Source organism: Bradyrhizobium sp. LB14.3, from assembly GCF_040547985.1.
GTDB lineage: Bacteria > Pseudomonadota > Alphaproteobacteria > Rhizobiales > Xanthobacteraceae > Bradyrhizobium.
In genome coordinates this window covers 26,005-42,821 of record NZ_JBEPQT010000033.1, presented here as the reverse complement: position 1 = coordinate 42,821, position 16,817 = coordinate 26,005, and the positions used below count along the sequence as shown (strand labels likewise).

Sequence of the window (16,817 nt, the reverse complement as noted above, 5' to 3'; positions counted from 1 at the left end):
TTCGGCTTCAGGTCTGAAAGTGAGTAGCTGACGGCTGACAACTCATCGCAACCTCTGTCGTCCAACGCTGCGTGGTGATGATTTTTAGTAGCGCAGCCGTTCGCATCGAGCAATGTACTTGCCTGGAAGCGGTGCCGGTACTGAGCAACCTAAATGATCGCGCGACAAACAAGACGTGCCATCATGGTGGTGTTGGGATATTGTCCCCGCGCGCCGTGGTCCAAAAATTCTGCTAACCGCCAACCACACGATCGGTGGAGCCAATGCAGATTGCGGAGTGGCTCGAGAAGCTGGGGCTTGGGCAATACGCAGAGCGTCTTGTCCAAAATGGGATTGACATCGACGTCCTTCCCGAACTGATGGACGAGGACTTCGATAAGCTCGGAGTCCTGCTCGGCCATCGCCGCAAAATGCTGCGTGCTATTGCCGACCTCGATCCAGCCGCGTTGATCGCATCGCCGGCTCCTCCTCATGACGCCGAGCGGCGCCATCTCACCGTCATGTTCTGCGATCTGGTCGGCTCGACTGCGCTCTCGGCGCGTCTCGATCCCGAGGATATGTGGGAAGTGATCCGGGCCTATCGCGCGGCCTGCGCGAGAGTCATTGCCGCTTATGACGGCAGGATAGCCAGGTTCGTTGGCGACGGAATACTCGTCTATTTCGGCTATCCTCGCGCCCACGAGGATGACGCGGAGCGCGCAGTGCGAGCGGGGCTCGACACTATAGCCGCGATCCGGCAGCTCAAAACAGGCGCTGACGAACGGGTTGAAATGCGAATTGCAATTGCGACCGGGCCTGTGGTGGTCGGCGACCTCATCAGTGGAGATGCGTCAGAGGAGCACGCAACCGTCGGCGATACACCCAACCTCGCTGCTCGGCTCCAGAGCCTGGCGGAGCCGGGGGCGGTCGTCGTTGCTTCGTCGACGCGCCGGCTGCTTGGTGATCTCTTCGCTTTTCGCAATCTCGGCCGCCGTGAAGTCAAGGGAATAGCCGAACCCATCGCAGTCTGGGCGGTGGAGGGAGCGACCGCATCCGAGAGTCGCTTCGAGGCGGTCCGCGCGGCGCGCTCGATCGGCTTTGTTGGCCGCAAGGACGAGATCGAATTCATTCTCTCGCGCCAGCGCCGGGCATGGCAGGGGCAGGGCCAGATGGTATTGATTTCTGGCGAAGCGGGCATCGGCAAGTCGCGCATTGTCGCAACGCTGTCCGAAAGCCCCTCGTTGGGCGCGCACCGCCGGGTGCGATATCAGTGTTCGCCTTACCACACCAACAGTGCGCTTCATCCCTTTGTCGCGCAGCTCGAGCGCGCCGCCGGCATCCGCTCGCACGATACGTGCGGGCAAAAGCTCGACAAGCTCGAAGCAATGCTGGCGCTTGGAACACAGCAGGTCGCCCGAGCGACACCGCTCATTGCGGCTCTCCTTTCGATTCCAACCGGAGACCATTGTTCGCCGCTCGGTTTGAGCCCGGCGCAGCAGCGGCGACAGACATTTGCCGCCCTTCTCGATCAGCTCGAGGGGTTGGCGCGAGAGCAACCCCTGCTAATTATCTGCGAGGATATGCATTGGGCCGATGCCACGACACTTGAACTGTTCGATCTCGCGGTCGATCGGATCAGGGGACTGCCGATACTCGTGCTCATGACATCCCGGCCGGAGTTCGAGCCCTCATGGTCGGGCCTTGCCAACGTCAGTCTGTTGCGGCTCGACCGGCTCGACCGGCAGGACTCGCGCGCGCTGGTCGAACAGGTGGCCGTGGGTCGCCAGCTGCCACGCGAGATGATGAAGCAGATCATCGACAAGACGGATGGCATCCCGCTATTCGTCGAAGAATTGACCAAGATGGTGCTCGAGTCCGGGCTGCTCGTCGAAGATGCCGGGCGCTATCGCCTCAATAGTCCGCTCCCGCCGCTCGCTATTCCCGCGACGCTGCAAGATTCGCTGATGGCGCGGCTCGACCGGCTCGCTCCAGTCAAGGAGGTGGCGCAGATAGGCGCCGCCATCGGCCGCGACTTCTCATACGCGCTGCTGAAATATGTGGCGGGACGCGATGATCTGACGCTGAGTGCTGCGCTAGGGCAACTCGAAGAGGCCGAACTGCTGGTGCGTCGCGGGGTTCCGCCCGAAGCAAACTATAGTTTCAAGCACGCTCTCGTTCAGGAAACAGCCTACGAGAGCCTGCTCAAGAGCAAACGGCATGTGCTGCACACCCGCATCGGCGACGTCCTGCGCGAAAAGTTTCCGGTCGTCGCTGAGACCGAGCCGGAAGTTCTGGCACACCACTTCACTGAGGCGGGGTTGAGCGAGGTCGCCCACGAGTGGTGGCGCAAGGCGGGACAGCAGGCGCTGAAGCGTTCGGCCTATTCCGAGGCGATCGCACATCTCGGCAAGGCGATTGCCACCGCCGGTGAGTTGCCTGATGAGCCTCGCGGGATGATGAGCAGGCTCCATCTTCAAATCGCCTATGGTCGCGCACTACGGGGCAGCCTCGGGCACAGCGCTCCCGAAACGGTAGCCGCATGGACGCGCGCTCGGCAGTTCGTAGCCGACATCAATGATCCAGTTGAACTTGCGCCGGTCCATTCGGGACTCTTCAATGCCTGCCTGACACACGGCGAACTCGCTCCGATGCGGGAGCTGGCGGATGCCATCGGGAGCGCCGCTGACCGACGACCGGACTCCCCGGTGGCCGCCGTCGTAGCCCACTGGACGGGCGGGGTTACCTGCTGGTTCGGGGGTGACTACTTGAACGCGAGAGTGCATCTTGAGCAGGCGCTGGATATCTATGGTGCCGAGCCGGATCCCGCGACGTTCAGGGCTTCGGCGCTGGATCTTCCGTTCGTGATTATGAGATTTCTTGCCCTGGTGCTCTGGCCGCTTGGCGGGATCGCTCGCGCGCGCCGGCTCGCCGCCGAAGCGGTGAGTGCTTCAGGAGAAAAACGGGCTCTTTCCCAGGCCAATGCGCTTGTTCATCGCGCTGTGTTTGACGGACTATGCGGGGGCATGTTGCAGCAAACAGAGACGATCCTGGCGCTCGGTCTCGCTCGCGACCACACGATGCCGCTGTATGTGGCCGCCGGCACCTACCTGAATGGCCTGGCCAAGTGGCGCGCCGGCGACCGAACGACCGGATTGACGGAAATGCGCCGCGGCTGGACCTTGCTGCACGAGAATGACTGCTATCTCTGTGAACCGTTTTGGGGGATGCATGTCGCCATGGCGGCCGCAGAGTCGGGTCAACTCGAAAACGGGCTGGAAATCTTGAGCGAATTGATCGCATGGGCGGGCCAATCCGGTCAGCATTGGCTTGATGCCGAGCTGCATCGCGTCTACGGCGAACTGTTGTCGCGCCATGACCCTGACGAATGCAGTGCCGAAAATGCCCTCAAGCGAGCGCTGGAAATCGCACGACACCAACAGGCGAAGACTTTCGAGTTGCGCAGCGCCCTTGGTCTCGCACGCCTGCTCAAGAGAAAGGGCCGAGCGGGCGCGGTATCCGAGGTGCTCGCTCCCGTCCTTGCTGAATTCGATGCGGAGCGAAATCTTCCCGAAGTCGAAGAAGCGAAAGAGCTGCTCAAGCAAGAGCGTTAGCCGCGTGCTCTCTAGCCGGTCGTTTGGGGGCAGAGGCGTCTCGATATGCCGCCAGCATCTTCGAACCTCAATGCGCAATTGCACATTGAGATTTGCAACGTGACGTATGGGCCAGGGAACGGCGCTTCACGAGTTGACGTGCACGAAATCCCGCAGCAGCGGATAGATCTCGTTGTTCCAGCGCTTGCCCGAGAACACGCCGTAATGTCCGACACCGTGGTGGACGCGGCGATAGGCGCGCACGCCGGTGCAAAGGTCTTGTGCCGCGAGCGTCTGGCCGCCGGTTCGGCAATATCGCGAAGTGTCGCCGGGTCACGTCGTCCAGGTCTGGGGCGAGGAGTGGTCCGCCTGAGGCGCGCAGGCGCGCTGCGAATGCTTTCGAGAACGCACGACGAAATCGTGCGGTGAGTCGCAGAACAGATTAACTGTGTTGTCCTTCGCGATGCCGGGCCTGTGACATCACGCTGAAATCACAATGAAATCATCGCGGCGCGATCCGGCGCGACAGCCTGCGGCAAAAGCTTCGTGTTATGCGCTGCGGCTGGACCATTGGCCGGCGATCTCCGATAATGCGCAAATATCGGGAAGGCCGACGAAGAAGTGCCTTTACGGATAGGTTTATTGAAATGACACAAGCGGGCGTCTACGGACGGAGGCTCGGACAGGGCCTTCACTCGAAGCAAGCACCAGTGCTGATCACGCGTTCGCTGCATAGCGCCGCGCTCGCGGTCACCGAAGTCCGCAACGACGATCCGACACCGGGTATTTCCGGCTCCCTGGCGGCGGAAGATGCCTATCTCGTCAGCCTGAAATTCCGCGATTATCCGGATTGCGAATGCTGGGAGCAGGGCCGCTGTGTCACCAAGGCGGATGTTCGCGCAGGAGCGACCTACCTGTACGACCTCAAGCGCGACCCGCGCTATGTGATCGACAAGCCGTTTCACTCGCTCTTCTTCTATTTGCCGCGCTCGGCCCTTAGTGACCTTGCCGTGCAGCCCCGCGGGTCCCGCATTGGCGAGCTCAGCTACGAGCCCGGTGTCGGTCATGACGACGCCATCATCCGACATGTCGGCGCTTCGTTGCAGGAAGGACTGCGTCGGCCCGACGAGACCAACCAGCTTTTCGTCGATCACATGATGCTCGCGCTCACCGCCCATGTCGGCCAGACCTATGGCGGGCTCAAACCCGCCGCAGAACCGAGCCGCGGCGGTCTCGCGCCATGGCAGGTGAAGCGCGCGTGTGAGCGGCTCGACTCCGATCTCTCAGGCAAGATCGCGTTGCAGCAGATCGCGACCGAGCTCGACCTTTCCGTCAGCCATTTCTCACGCGCATTCCGCATCTCCACCGGCCTGCCGCCGCATCAATGGCTGCTCCAACAGCGCGTGAAGGCAGCCAAGCAACTGATGACGGTCCGCGATCTGCCGTTGTCCGAGATTGCCATCTCGGCCGGATTTGCCAATCAGAGCCATTTCACGCGGGTGTTCTCATCCATGGTCGGCGTCAGTCCGGGCGCGTGGCGCCGAGAAACGGATGGCGGACGAGAAAAGATCTAATCAGCGCCGCTTCGCCAGCGAATTGTTGTAGGCCGCGCGGCGCGCCGCGAAAATCTCGTCCGGCGGATGGCCGATGCCGTCGGCGAGATTGGCCGGATCGAAGATGGACCGGTCGCAGGCATCGTTGGCTTCCAGACCGGTGATGACGATCGTCCCCAGCCGCACCTCCTCCCGGTTGTCCTCGTCCGGCCATCGCAGGGTGACGTCCATGACGGGATCGCCGGGACGGTCGAGCAGGGCCATCACGTTGAGGCGAACGTCGCCAGCTGCGATCCTCTGCGCGAGATCCTTGTGCAGGAAGTCGGCGGACTTCGCCCCGGCTTCGTCCTCACTCAGCGTGATATCGCCGCCGACAGGCGCGAGCTTGAACTTGATGAAGCGGGTCTCACCTTTCGCGCTGATCGCGGGAAAGGCGTGCACGCCCCAATAGGTCGTGCCGGCAAAGCTGCCGGGCAGCCGGCGCGCGGCGATGTAACTGGCCTGATTCAGCGTCTCAGGATTGGCCGCGGAGTAGGCCTTGACCTTCGCCATGTCGGGCTTGCCGTCCGCGCCCGGAATGCGCGCCTTGAGGAAGGCGAGCATCTGGTCCAGCGTTCGTGCAAAATGCACAGGCGCGCTTTCCACCAAAATGTCCGAGCGATGGGCGTCGTCGCCAAGCCTGAAGCTGAAGCCGCGCAGCACGAAATTGCTGGTGTCGGCTACGTCAGGATTGCCGCCGCCGACGGAGAAGCGGGCCAGCACGCGCGAAGGCCTTGTGAAGCTCAGCGATCGCGTGACCTCTGCCGCGCGGTCGGACGGGGTATAGGTGCCGCGCACGCATCGACCCTTGGCGAAGCTCGCGCGCACCTTCGGCGGATTGCCTGCGACCGTCTTCAGTGCGTCGACGATCGCGGCCGGCGTGGCGGCTGGGGTTGGCAATTCGGACATGGCAAGGCCTCCGGCTGAAGCGGCATGTCCGTGTTTTAGGGCTGGTGCAGCGCCGGCGTCTTTCCCAAAGCGACGATGCTTTGTCTGATATTGCCGAAGAGATTCCCGCGATGCACGCCATGTGCACGGCCCACAGTTTGATTCGTTCTAAGAGAGATTCTATTGGAGCATCGCCTTCGCGTTCTTTCCATCGCGGAGACCGGGGGGTACGGCTGTCGTAAGTGGAATGGGGCGTGATGGTGGGAATTCTGGTGGGTGGAGCGAGAGCTCCGTTTGTTGCCTTGCTTGGGGTGGTGTTGATGGGTTCCGCGACGGTGAGCGTCGCGCAAACGGCGCAGACAGCACCGGGCGCGACGTTGCCTCCTGTGACTGTCGACGCGGCAAAACCGCGCGCGACAACGCGCCATCAACCAACGCGAACTTCGCGCAGCACACGCTCCAATCAGCCGAGGGCGGCGACGGGACAGGGTGCCGAGGCCGCCCGCGTCGAGACGGCGGCAAGCCGAGGCACATTCCGCCAGGGCAATGGCCCGATCGAGGGATATGTCGCGCATCGAACATTGGCCGGAACCAAGACCAACACGCCGATCCTGGAAGTGCCGCAGTCGATCTCCGTGGTCGGCAGCGATCAAATCCGCGACCAGGGTGCGCGGTCGGTGGTGCAGGCCCTGAGCTACACGCCTGGCGTTGTCACCAACAGCCCGAACGACACGCGATTTGAATCGCTGCGGATCCGCGGCTTTCAGCCCGTCCTCTATCTCGACGGCATGCAGCTTCCATATGGTGCCAATCAATTCGGCCAGCCGAAGCTCGATCTCGCTTTGCTCGAACGGATCGAGGTGCTGCGAGGACCTTCATCGCCGCTTTACGGACAGGTCGCGCCGGGCGGCATGATCAATCTCGTCAGCCGATTGCCGACGGCGACGCCGGTCAACTCGGTCGAAGTTCTCGGCGATAGCTGGGGCAAGGCGCAAACCAATTTCGACATCGGCGGCATCAATCAGAAGGGTGATTTGTACTGGCGCATCGCCGGCACGCTGCATGACGGCGGGACGCAGGTCGATTTCGTCAACGATTTTCGCGGCGCGATCGCGCCGTCGTTCACCTGGAGGCCCGATCTCGACACCACCTTCACCTTCCTGAGCGGTTATCAGCGCGACATCACCGGTCTCACTCTGCAATTCTTTCCGGCCGTGGGCACGCTGCTGCCCAGTCCGAACGGACGCATTCCGCTCACGAAATTCCTCGGCGAGCCCGGCTTCGATCATTTCGATCGTCAGCAGGCATGGGTCGGCTACCAGTTCGAGCACTCGTTCAACGAGATCTGGACGGTGCGGCAGAACGTCCGTTACTTCAACCTCCAGACCAACACCTATGCGGTCGCCGGTGGCGGTGCGGCGGGTGTGAACCCCTATCCCAATTCCGGCGCAGGTGATTTCGCCACGCTCGCTCGCGCTTCCTTCAAGTTTCCGGAAAACGCCGACGCGTTCACCATAGACAATCAGGCCGAGGCCCGCTTTTCGACCGGCGCGTTCGCCCATACGGTGCTGATGGGGGTCGACTATCGTCACATCACCAGCGAACTGAATATGGGCATCGGCTCGGCACCATCGATCAATCTCAATAATACGGTCTATGGTGCGTCAATTGCGATGCCGACGACCGGCACCAACACCGGGCAGCGCCAGGATCAGACCGGCCTCTACGCGCAGGACCAGATCGCGCTTGGCGGATGGAGGCTGACGCTCAGCGGTCGCAACGACCGGGTCGGCAATGACACGCGGGACTTCATCAAGAACACGACCCAAAGCCAGAACGACCACGCATTCACAGGGCGAGCCGGACTGAATTATGTGTTCGACTCCGGTGTGGCGCCGTACATCGCCTATGCCACCTCGTTCCAGCCGACTCTCGGGACAACTGCCAGCGGTTCGGCATTGGTCCCGACCACGGCCAAGCAGGCCGAGATCGGAGTGAAGTATCAGCCGATCGGCACCAACCTGCTCTTGACGGCGGCGCTGTTCGACCTGACGCAGGAGAACGTCGTCACTCCGGATCTGAACGTCACGGGCAAGAGCGTGCAGACCGGCGAGGCCAGGTCCCGGGGCGCTGAATTTGAGGCAACGGCAAGCCTGACCGAAGGGTTGAAGCTGAAGGCCTCCTATGCTTACACCGACACCCTGACGACCAAGACCAATACGCCAAGCCAGCTCAACAAACACCTCACCATCCAGCCGATGAACCAGGCGGCGCTGTGGGCGGATTACACGTTCCAGCAGGGCCAGCTCACCGGCTTCGGCTTCGGCGGCGGCGTGCGCTACATCGGCGATTCCTATGGCGATCTCGCCAATACGATCTCGATCCCGAGCTACACGCTGTTAGATGCCGCAATCCACTACGACCTGTCGAATCTCGATCGCAGGCTCCGCGGTGTGCAGATTGCGGTGAATGCCACCAACCTGTTCAACAAGTACTACGTTGCGTCATGTACGACCCTGAGTTCCTGCTTCCTCGGCTCGGGGCGTACGGTGATCGGCAGCGTGCGCTATACCTGGTGACGAGAGAGAGCCGCCCCGCATGACGCCCCGTTCAATTCGGATCTGGAAGGAAGCGCACAAGTGGACGAGCCTCGTCTGCACGCTGTTCCTGTTCATGCTGTGCCTGACGGGACTGCCGCTGATCTTCCACGACGAAATTGACGCGGCGTTGGGTGCCACCGTTGAGCCCGATGCCGTGGCCGCGGGTACGCCGCTGCTGAGTTTCGACCGCGTCCTCGACATCGCCCGAGCGGCACGACCAAGTGACGTGATCACGATCGTCGGCGCAGATGATGAAAATCCCATCTGGAACGTTTTCATGGCATCGACCGTCACGACGCCGAAGGCCGATGCCATCGTTAGCGTCGACGGTCACACGGGACGGGTCCTCCATGTCGGCGCCGCCGTGCGCGGAGCTGTCACCAAGTTTCTTCTCGATCTCCATACGGACCTGTTCCTGGATCAGACCGGTATGCTGTTCCTGGGAGCGATTGGACTGCTTTTTTTGGTCTCGGTGGTTTCCGGCGTGGTCGTCTACGGTCCGTTCATGCGTCGGCTGGATTTCGGCACCATGAGGTCGCGCCGCCGGTTGTACTGGCTCGATGTGCACAATCTGTTCGGCATCGTCATTCTGGCGTGGACGCTCGTCGTCGGAATCACCGGTGTCATCAACACGCTGTCCCAGCAGATCGCAATGCACTGGCAGCGAACCGAACTCGTCGCGATGCTCGGTCCCTGGCGAAACGCGCCGGTGCCGCCGAAGCTCGCATCTGCACAGTTGGCGATCGATACCGCACTCGCACACGCTCCAGGCATGAAGGTGCAGTCGGTCGCCATGCCGGGATCGCCGTTTGCCGGGGGGCACCATTACGGCGTCTATTTGCGCGGTAACGAGCCGCTGACCTCGCGGCTGCTCAAGCCGGTGCTGATCAATGCCGATGACGGGTCGTTTGGCGAAACGAGGGACATGCCGCTTTATGTCAAGGCGTTGTTCGTCTCCAAGCCTCTGCATTTCGGTGACTATGGTGGCATGCCGCTGAAAATCATCTGGGCGCTGCTCGATCTCGTGACCCTCATCGTGCTCGGCAGTGGCCTCTATCTCTGGGCGGCGCGCCTGCGCAAGGCGCCGGCGCGATCGACCGCGGCGGCCGCGTCGCAATTGGTCGGCGCGGGGGCATCCCGATGATCGGCGCAAGGCGTTCCCTTGCCAGGATATTTCGGGCTCCGGTCGTGATCGCCTGCGTCATTGCTTTCGGGTTGGTCTCGGCGCTGCTCGGAGATGGGATCTGGGATCAGGCCTCCTGGATCGCACTTGCGGTTCCGCTCGCGATCATCCTCTTCTATGTCAGCAAGCGCGCCGCGAGCCGCCAGGCGTGACGGGGGCGCAGGCGCTCGCGCCGCGCCTTCAGGAATTCACGTGCACGAAATCCCGCAGCAGCGGATAGATCTCGTTGTTCCAGCGCTTGCCCGAGAACACGCCGTAATGGCCGACGCCGGCCTGCATGTGGTGGACGCGGCGATAGGCGCGCACGCCGGTGCAGAGGTCTTGCGCCGCGAGTGTCTGGCCGATCGAGCAGATATCGTCCTTCTCGCCCTCGATCGTCATCAGCCCCATGCGGCTGACGGCCTTGGTGTTCACCGGACGTCCCCGATGCATCAGCTTGCCCTGCGGCAGCAGATGTTCCTGGAATACGTCGCGCACGGTCTCGATGTAGAACTCGGCGGGCAGGTCCATCACCGCGAAATATTCGTCGTAGAAGGTCTTGATGCTGGCCGCCTTGTCCTTCTCGCCCTTGGCGATGTGGTTGGCCAGGTCCATGTGCTGCTTGATGTGGCGCTCGAGATTCATCGAGACGAAGGCGGTGAGCTGCACGAAGCCGGGATAGACTTTCCGAAGCGCGCCGCGGCACTGCATCGGCACGTAGTTGATCAGGTTCTGCTCGAACCAGTCGATCGGCCTGCTCTTGGCGAACTCGTTGACCCTGGTCGGCTGGATGCGCGTGTCGATCGGGCCCGCCATCAGTGTCAGCGTCGCCGGCCGCGAGGGATGGTTGCCCTCGCACATGATCGCGGCGGCCGCGAGCGCCGAGACCGAGGGCTGGCAGATCGCCACCATATGCGGGCGCGGGCCCAATTGGCCGAGGAAATCGACGAGGTGGTCGGTGTAGTCGTCGAGCCCGAAGCGACCCTCGCTGCGTGAAATGTCGCGTGGATTGTGCCAGTCGGTGATGTAGACGTCGTGGTCCTGCAGCAGCGTCTTCACGGTGCCGCGCAGCAGCGTCGCGAAATGGCCGGACATCGGCGCCACCAGCAGCATGGGCGGTTGCTCGGGCGCGCCATCCTTCTTGAAGTGGAGCAGCGAGCCGAACGGCGTCGCGTAGGCGACCTCCTCGGTGATGCCGACCTCGCGGTTGCCCACCATGACGCTGTCGATGCCGTAGGCGGGGCGGTGATAGGTGAGGGTGGAGCGCGAGATCAGCTCCAGCGCGGCCGACAGTCGGCCGACGACCTGATCCGACAAGCCCTGCGGCACCAGATTGAGGAATTGGAGTGCGGAGGAAGCGCCCGACCGCCACGGCGCCGTCAGGTCCATATGGTTCTGAAAGGCCTGATAATACATCGACATCATACTGAAACGCCCACCTGTCCCGTGCTGCTATGCAATATCGAAGCCAATCCGGAGGTGGGCCGACCTCCAGATTGGCACGTCGCTTGCTGCTTTATTTGCGGGAAGCGAGCATTCCCCGCAGGCCGGGCGGGTGCAGGTCAAAGGCGTGAGGGAAGGCCATATGGCGAAGGCGAAACTGACCATCAGCAGCAAGAACTACTCGTCCTGGTCGCTGCGTGGCTGGCTGCTGACGAAATTTTCCGGGCTCGATTTCGAGGAGATCGCTACCGCGCCCGACGACGCGTCGGCACGCGCGGAGATCCTGCTGCTGTCGTCATCGATCCTGGTGCCGTGCCTGCGGCACGACGGCGCCGTGGTCTGGGATACCCTGGCCATCGCCGAATATCTCAACGAGGCGATGCCGGATGCCGGCCTGCTGCCGACTGACCGCGTCCTGCGCGCACATTGCCGCTCGATCTGCGGCGAAATCCACTCCGGCTTCACCACGCTGCGCGCCTCGCTGCCGGTGAATCTGAAGGGACATTTCCCCGGCTTCAAGGTCTGGTCGCGCGCGCAGGCCGACATCGATCGCGTCTGGGCGATCTGGCGCGACTGCCTGGAGAGATCGGGCGGCCCCTTCCTGTTCGGCGAGAAGCGCACCATGGCGGATGCGATGTACGCCCCGGTGGTGACGCGCTTCGTCACCTATGACGTCAAGCTCGAACCGCTTCTGAAGGCCTATGCCGATACCATCCTGGCCATGCCCGAGATGAGGGAATGGATCGCAGCGGCAAGGGACGAGCCGGCCGAGATCGAGGAGCTCGAGGCCGAATATTAGGCAGGCCTGATGCCGCCCTGGCTGTTTTGGGGGCGCGGCCTGAACCGCCGCACCCGGCAGTCATGGCATTGAAGTCATTGAAGCCGTTAACTTTTTGGCGTCCGTGGCCGGCTCGGCCTGCTCACGCGCTGCACAGATATTGTATACGCGTGCGAACCGGTTGCGACATCTAGCCGTGAACAGGCGCGTACAGCGTCCCACGGCTGATTCGGGCGTGATTCGTTCGGGCCGCGTTCCGAAGGTTAAGCCGGGACGCGGCCCCGTTGCATTTTGAGACAGAATTCGATGCTCAGGCCACGCCCGAGTGCTTCAAGCGCGGCACGCGCCAGCCGATGACGGTTGCTTCGACCGCCACGCCGGCGGTGTGGTTCTGCCAGCGTCCCTCGACATAGCGGCAAGCGAACGGCAGTTGATATGTCCCGCTATGGTCCTCGCACAGCACTTCGACTGCAAGGCCAGGCGGCGGTTCTCCGGAGCCGTCGAATTCTGCAAGTCGTCTGTCGCGCGTTGCCATTCCAAAAATCTCCCCTAAACAAAGCCGCGGAAGAAGTGCCCATTTCCCTCCGCCTGCAGATCATCGCTCCCCGTCCGAGGGAACAGCTACAAGCTCAACGCGAGAATGCGGTGCGAGTGTGGTAGCCTTATGCGGCGGCGCGCAAAAAGCGCACATTGCCGTGATTGATTTGACGAGGAACCAGCATGCATCTTCGAAGTGCCGGCGTCTGTTTCGCGATGTTATTGCTCGCCGCGCTGGCGAATGCGCCGGTTCGCGCGCAGGACGTGCCCGGCATCGAGATCTGCACCGTCGAGAAGACCATGGAGCGCCGCACCAGCTGCCTCCAGAGCAACGTCGACTTTCTCCAGAAGACGATCACCAGGCTAAACCTCGATCACCAGCAGAAGCTGGACGCCGCGGCTCGCCAGATCGATGCGTTGAAGACGACGGTTGCCGGCTTGCAGAAGACGTTCGGCGATCTCCAGGCCGCGCAGGCGAAGATCGCGGAGGATGTGAAGAAGAAGCAGGACGCGCCGTCGCCGAAGGATGCGAAGTGAATGCCGTGTCCCGGACGCGGCGCAGCGTGTAGCGCTGCGACGCAGAGCCGGGACCGTGAAGCAGTAGCGCGCAACGCTGGCATACCATCCGGCTTGCTTGGCAAGCCGCGGTGACTTTGTCATAACCGCAGGCAAATCTTGCGTGTGGGGCCCGTGCCGGACATCCCGTGCAAGTCATAACAAGCCATCGGGAGGGTCCCCACATGTCCAACGTCCGCGTTCTCGCCACCGACCTCGAATTTCCCGAAGGGCCGGTCGTGATGCCGGACGGCTCGGTGGTGCTGGTGGAGATCCGCGGTCAGCGCCTGACCCGCGTTTATCCCGACGGCCGCAAGGAGATCGTCGCGAAGATTCCGGGCGGCCCGAACGGCGCGGCGCTCGGCCCCGACGGCAAGGTCTACATCTGCAACAATGGCGGCTTCTCCTGGATCCCGACCCGCAACATGATCATGCCCGGCCCGCAGCCGGACGATTATCTCGGCGGCTCGATCCAGCGCGTCGATCTCCAATCGGGCAAGATCGAAACCGTCGTCACCAAGTGCGGCGAGCACGATCTGCGCGGTCCGAACGATCTGGTGTTCGACAAGCACGGCGGCCTCTGGTTCTCCGATCTCGGCAAGCGCCGCGCGCGCGAGATGGACGTCGGCGGCATGTATTATCTCAAGCCCGGCATGAAGGAGATCGTCGAAATCGTTCATGGCGTATTGCCGGCCAACGGCATCGGCCTGTCGCCGGACGAGAACACCGTCTACATCGCGGAGACGCCGACGGGCCGGCTCTGGGCCTACGAGCTCTCCGCGCCCGGCACGCTGAAGCCGCGCGACGTGATCTATCGCGGCGAGCGCGGAAAACCGATCTGCGGCCTCGGCGGCTACCAGATGTTCGACTCGCTGGCGGTCGAAGCGAACGGCAATGTCTGCGTCGCCACCCTCGTCTCCGGCTGCATCTCGGTGATCGCGCCCGATGGCACCTTGGTCGAGCAGGTGCCGACCGGCGACCGCGTCACCACCAACATCGCCTTCGGCGGCCCCGAGCTGAAGACCGCGTACATCACACTCTCGGGCAAGGGCGAGCTGATCGCCATGGACTGGCCGCGCGGCGGTTTGCCGTTGAATTTCTTGAACAAGTGAGCCAAGCCGTTATTGCGAGCGAAGCGAAGCAATCAAGTAGACCCTCACCCTGAGGAGCGCGCCCTTAGCGCGCGTCTCGAAGGGCGAGGTCACCAGCGGGGCCTTCATCCTTCGAGACGCGCGAAGACGCGCTCCTCAGGACGAGGAGCAGGCACTCTGGATTGCTTCGCTTCGCTCGCAACGACAACAGAGAGAGACCTGCAATGCCCTGGCCTGATCCCATCACCCTGCGCGGACAGCATGCCCGACTCGAGCCGCTGTCGCATCAGCACCGCGAGGGGCTGATCGAGGCCGTGAAGGATGGCGAGCTCTCCACCATCTGGTACACCGCGATTCCGACGCCGGACAACATGGGCAAGGAAATCGACCGCCGGCTCGGTCTTCAGGCCACGGGCTCGATGCTCCCCTTCACCGTGTTCGATGGCAGCGGCAAGATCGTGGGCATGACGACCTACATGAACATCGATGCCGCCAACCGCCGCGTCGAGATCGGCTCGACCTGGTATGGCAAGAGCGCGCAGCGCGGCCCGCTCAACACGCAGTGCAAGCTGCTGCTGCTCACCCACGCCTTCGAAACCCTGGACTGCATCGCGGTGGAATTCCGCACGCATTTCTTCAATCACCAGAGCCGCGACGCCATCGAACGTCTGGGCGCTAAGCAGGACGGCATCCTGCGCAGCCACCAGGTCGCGCCCAACGGCACGCTGCGCGACACCGTCGTCTACAGCATCACAGCGGCCGAATGGCCGACGGTGCGGACGCATTTGAATTATCAACTCAACGACAAGCCGCGCTGAGCGGCGGCCGAGGCACCATGGATAGATTTGACTACGTGATCATCGGCGCGGGCTCGGCGGGTTGCGTGCTCACCAGCCGGCTGAGCGAAGATCCGAACGTGAGCGTCTGCGTGCTGGAGGCCGGACCCAGCGACTGGCATCCCTACATCCATCTGCCGGCGGGCTTCATCAAGACCTTCCACATGAAGAGCATAAACTGGGCCTACCAGCAGGAGGTCGGGCCCTGGACCGGCGGTCGCAGCATCTATGCCCCGCGCGGCAAGACGCTCGGCGGTTCGTCCTCGATCAACGGCCACATCTACAACCGCGGCCAGCGCATGGATTTCGACACCTGGGCGCAGATGGGCAATCGCGGCTGGGGCTATGCCGATGTGCTGCCTTACTTCCGGCGGCTGGAGAAGCGGGTCGGCGAGGGCGAGGACATTTACCGCGGCCGCGACGGCAATCTCACCGTCACCACGATGAACTGGCGCGATCCGCTCTGCGAAGCCTTCATGGAAGGCGCGGTCTCGCTCGGCATCCCCCGCAACCCCGATTACAACGGCAAGACCCAGGAAGGCGTCTCCTATTGTCAGCGCACCATCGACAAGGGCTTGCGCGTCTCCGGCTCGACCGCGTTTCTCAAGCCCGCGATGAAGCGGCCGAACGTGCATGTCCACACCCACGCGCACGCGACCGAGATCATCTTCGAGGGCAAGCGCGCCGTCGGCGTGCGCTACATGAAGGGCGGCTCGGGCGGCACGCCGGTGGAGGTGCGCGCCAACAAGGAAGTGATCCTCTCCGGCGGCACCTATAATTCGCCGCAGCTCTTGCAGCTCTCCGGCATCGGCTCGCCCGACCTGTTGCAGACCCACGGCATCCAGGTGCGTCACGCGCTGCCGGTCGGCGAGGGCCTGCAGGATCATTATGCGCCGCGCACGGTGGCGCGTGTCAAAGACATCAGGACCATCAACGAGCTTCGCCGCGGCTTCTCGCTGTGGATCGAGGCGCTGAAATGGGCGACCGCGCGCAAAGGCCTGCTCTCGCTGTCGCCGACCATGGTCTATTGCTTCTGGCATTCCGGCGAGAGCGCCGACTCGTCCGACCTTCAGCTCACCTTCACGCCGGCGAGCTACAAGGAAGGCGTGCAGGGCCAGCTCGAGGACGAGCCCGGCATGACGGTGGCCTCCTGGCAGCAGCGCCCCGAGAGCCGCGGCTATGTCCGCATCCGCTCCAGTGATCCCTTTGCGCCGCCGATCATCCAGACCAACTATCTCGACGCCGAGCTCGACCGCCGCGTCATCGTCGGCGGCATGAAGCTCGCGCGGCGCCTTCTGAAGTCCGCGCCCTTGTCGCCTTATTACGCCTACGAGGATTTCCCCGGTCCTGACATCAACACCGACGACGAGTTCCTGGCCGCCGCCACCGAACGCGGCACCACCACCTTCCATCCCGGCTGCACCTGCCGCATGGGCCCGGCCGATTCGACCTGGGCGGTCGTCGACGACCAGCTCCGCGTTCACGGCCTCGAAGGCCTCCGCGTGATCGATGCCTCCGTGATGCCGCGCATGATCTCGGCGAACCTGAATGCGTCGACCATGATGATCGCCGACCGCGCCTCGGACCTGATCCGCGGGAAGCAGCCAATGGAAGCCGCGCGCGTTCCGGATGCGGCGGTGGCGTGAGGGCTTCGTAGGATGGGTAGAGCGCAGCGAAACCCATCGCCTCCATCGCCGCGGAAAAAGTTTGATGGGTTTCACTTCGCTCTACCCATCCTACAAAATCATAACTCGATCTAGAGTTGT

General features: G+C 63.0%; 13 protein-coding genes and 1 pseudogene. 10 read left to right on the top strand and 4 right to left on the bottom strand.

Annotated features, from left to right (window positions below):
• Positions 1-263: 263 nt before the first annotated feature.
• Positions 264-3,590 (top strand): adenylate/guanylate cyclase domain-containing protein, encoded by a 3,327-nt coding sequence (locus ABIB00_RS34145; RefSeq protein WP_354107405.1) that lies wholly within the window; start codon positions 264-266, stop codon positions 3,588-3,590.
• Between the two features lie 126 nt (positions 3,591-3,716).
• Here ABIB00_RS34145 and ABIB00_RS34140 read toward each other — a convergent pair.
• A pseudogene (locus ABIB00_RS34140) lies at positions 3,717-3,869 on the bottom strand (polyhydroxyalkanoate depolymerase); the annotation flags it as partial.
• 347 nt (positions 3,870-4,216) lie between these two features.
• Here ABIB00_RS34140 and ABIB00_RS34135 point away from each other — a divergent pair.
• Complete coding sequence (locus ABIB00_RS34135) at positions 4,217-5,143, top strand: helix-turn-helix domain-containing protein (protein ID WP_354107404.1); 927 nt, start codon at positions 4,217-4,219, stop codon at positions 5,141-5,143.
• Here the strand turns inward: ABIB00_RS34135 and ABIB00_RS34130 are convergent, their stop codons facing one another.
• Positions 5,144-6,070 (bottom strand): catalase family peroxidase, encoded by a 927-nt coding sequence (locus tag ABIB00_RS34130; protein WP_354107403.1) that lies wholly within the window; start codon positions 6,068-6,070, stop codon positions 5,144-5,146.
• Positions 6,071-6,369: 299 nt separating this feature from the next.
• Here ABIB00_RS34130 and ABIB00_RS34125 point away from each other — a divergent pair, with 299 nt between their 5' ends.
• The 3 genes from ABIB00_RS34125 to ABIB00_RS34115 are packed head-to-tail and all read left to right on the top strand — an operon-like array spanning position 6,370 to position 9,984.
• On the top strand, positions 6,370-8,628 hold the full coding sequence (locus ABIB00_RS34125; RefSeq protein WP_354107402.1) for a TonB-dependent siderophore receptor: 2,259 nt from the start codon (positions 6,370-6,372) through the stop codon (positions 8,626-8,628).
• Positions 8,629-8,647: 19 nt separating this feature from the next.
• Entirely contained in the window at positions 8,648-9,793 is a 1,146-nt protein-coding gene (locus tag ABIB00_RS34120) for a PepSY-associated TM helix domain-containing protein (protein ID WP_354107401.1), read from the top strand.
• Entirely contained in the window at positions 9,790-9,984 is a 195-nt protein-coding gene (locus tag ABIB00_RS34115) for a hypothetical protein (RefSeq protein ID WP_354107400.1), read from the top strand. Before ABIB00_RS34120 ends, ABIB00_RS34115 begins: the two co-directional genes overlap by 4 nt.
• A 28-nt stretch (positions 9,985-10,012) precedes the next feature.
• Here the strand turns inward: ABIB00_RS34115 and ABIB00_RS34110 are convergent, their stop codons facing one another.
• Positions 10,013-11,236, bottom strand: a complete 1,224-nt coding sequence (locus ABIB00_RS34110; RefSeq protein WP_354107399.1) for a polyhydroxyalkanoate depolymerase — start codon at positions 11,234-11,236, stop codon at positions 10,013-10,015.
• A gap of 160 nt (positions 11,237-11,396) precedes the next feature.
• Between ABIB00_RS34110 and ABIB00_RS34105 the strand changes: the two genes are divergently transcribed.
• Positions 11,397-12,053, top strand: a complete 657-nt coding sequence (locus ABIB00_RS34105; protein WP_354107398.1) for a glutathione S-transferase family protein — start codon at positions 11,397-11,399, stop codon at positions 12,051-12,053.
• A gap of 289 nt (positions 12,054-12,342) precedes the next feature.
• On the opposite strand, the gene ABIB00_RS34100 is transcribed toward ABIB00_RS34105, so the two are convergent.
• Positions 12,343-12,567, bottom strand: coding sequence for a hypothetical protein (locus ABIB00_RS34100; protein WP_247347841.1), 225 nt, complete (start codon positions 12,565-12,567; stop codon positions 12,343-12,345).
• A gap of 185 nt (positions 12,568-12,752) precedes the next feature.
• On the opposite strand from ABIB00_RS34100, the gene ABIB00_RS34095 reads away from it, so the two are divergent.
• The 4 genes from ABIB00_RS34095 to ABIB00_RS34080 all read left to right on the top strand — a co-directional run bounded on the left by ABIB00_RS34095 (position 12,753) and on the right by ABIB00_RS34080 (position 16,697).
• Positions 12,753-13,106 carry a hypothetical protein gene (locus ABIB00_RS34095; protein ID WP_354049132.1) on the top strand — a complete coding sequence of 118 codons (354 nt, stop codon included), beginning with the start codon at positions 12,753-12,755 and terminating at the stop codon, positions 13,104-13,106.
• Positions 13,107-13,309: 203 nt separating this feature from the next.
• A complete protein-coding gene (locus ABIB00_RS34090; protein WP_247347839.1) occupies positions 13,310-14,236 on the top strand; it encodes an SMP-30/gluconolactonase/LRE family protein in 927 nt (308 codons plus the stop codon).
• A 203-nt stretch (positions 14,237-14,439) separates the two neighbouring features.
• Entirely contained in the window at positions 14,440-15,033 is a 594-nt protein-coding gene (locus ABIB00_RS34085; RefSeq protein ID WP_354107397.1) for a GNAT family N-acetyltransferase, read from the top strand.
• Between the two features lie 17 nt (positions 15,034-15,050).
• Positions 15,051-16,697 (top strand): GMC family oxidoreductase, encoded by a 1,647-nt coding sequence (locus ABIB00_RS34080; RefSeq protein ID WP_354107396.1) that lies wholly within the window; start codon positions 15,051-15,053, stop codon positions 16,695-16,697.
• Positions 16,698-16,817 lie beyond the last annotated feature (120 nt).

Coding starts and splice junctions, on each gene's coding strand:
- ABIB00_RS34145 (WP_354107405.1), top strand. CDS start 264: ATGCAGATTGCGGAGTGGCTCGAGAAGCTGGGGCTTGGGCAATACGCA.
- ABIB00_RS34135 (WP_354107404.1), top strand. CDS start 4,217: ATGACACAAGCGGGCGTCTACGGACGGAGGCTCGGACAGGGCCTTCAC.
- ABIB00_RS34130 (WP_354107403.1), bottom strand. CDS start 6,070: ATGTCCGAATTGCCAACCCCAGCCGCCACGCCGGCCGCGATCGTCGAC.
- ABIB00_RS34125 (WP_354107402.1), top strand. CDS start 6,370: ATGGGTTCCGCGACGGTGAGCGTCGCGCAAACGGCGCAGACAGCACCG.
- ABIB00_RS34120 (WP_354107401.1), top strand. CDS start 8,648: ATGACGCCCCGTTCAATTCGGATCTGGAAGGAAGCGCACAAGTGGACG.
- ABIB00_RS34115 (WP_354107400.1), top strand. CDS start 9,790: ATGATCGGCGCAAGGCGTTCCCTTGCCAGGATATTTCGGGCTCCGGTC.
- ABIB00_RS34110 (WP_354107399.1), bottom strand. CDS start 11,236: ATGATGTCGATGTATTATCAGGCCTTTCAGAACCATATGGACCTGACG.
- ABIB00_RS34105 (WP_354107398.1), top strand. CDS start 11,397: ATGGCGAAGGCGAAACTGACCATCAGCAGCAAGAACTACTCGTCCTGG.
- ABIB00_RS34100 (WP_247347841.1), bottom strand. CDS start 12,567: ATGGCAACGCGCGACAGACGACTTGCAGAATTCGACGGCTCCGGAGAA.
- ABIB00_RS34095 (WP_354049132.1), top strand. CDS start 12,753: ATGCATCTTCGAAGTGCCGGCGTCTGTTTCGCGATGTTATTGCTCGCC.
- ABIB00_RS34090 (WP_247347839.1), top strand. CDS start 13,310: ATGTCCAACGTCCGCGTTCTCGCCACCGACCTCGAATTTCCCGAAGGG.
- ABIB00_RS34085 (WP_354107397.1), top strand. CDS start 14,440: ATGCCCTGGCCTGATCCCATCACCCTGCGCGGACAGCATGCCCGACTC.
- ABIB00_RS34080 (WP_354107396.1), top strand. CDS start 15,051: ATGGATAGATTTGACTACGTGATCATCGGCGCGGGCTCGGCGGGTTGC.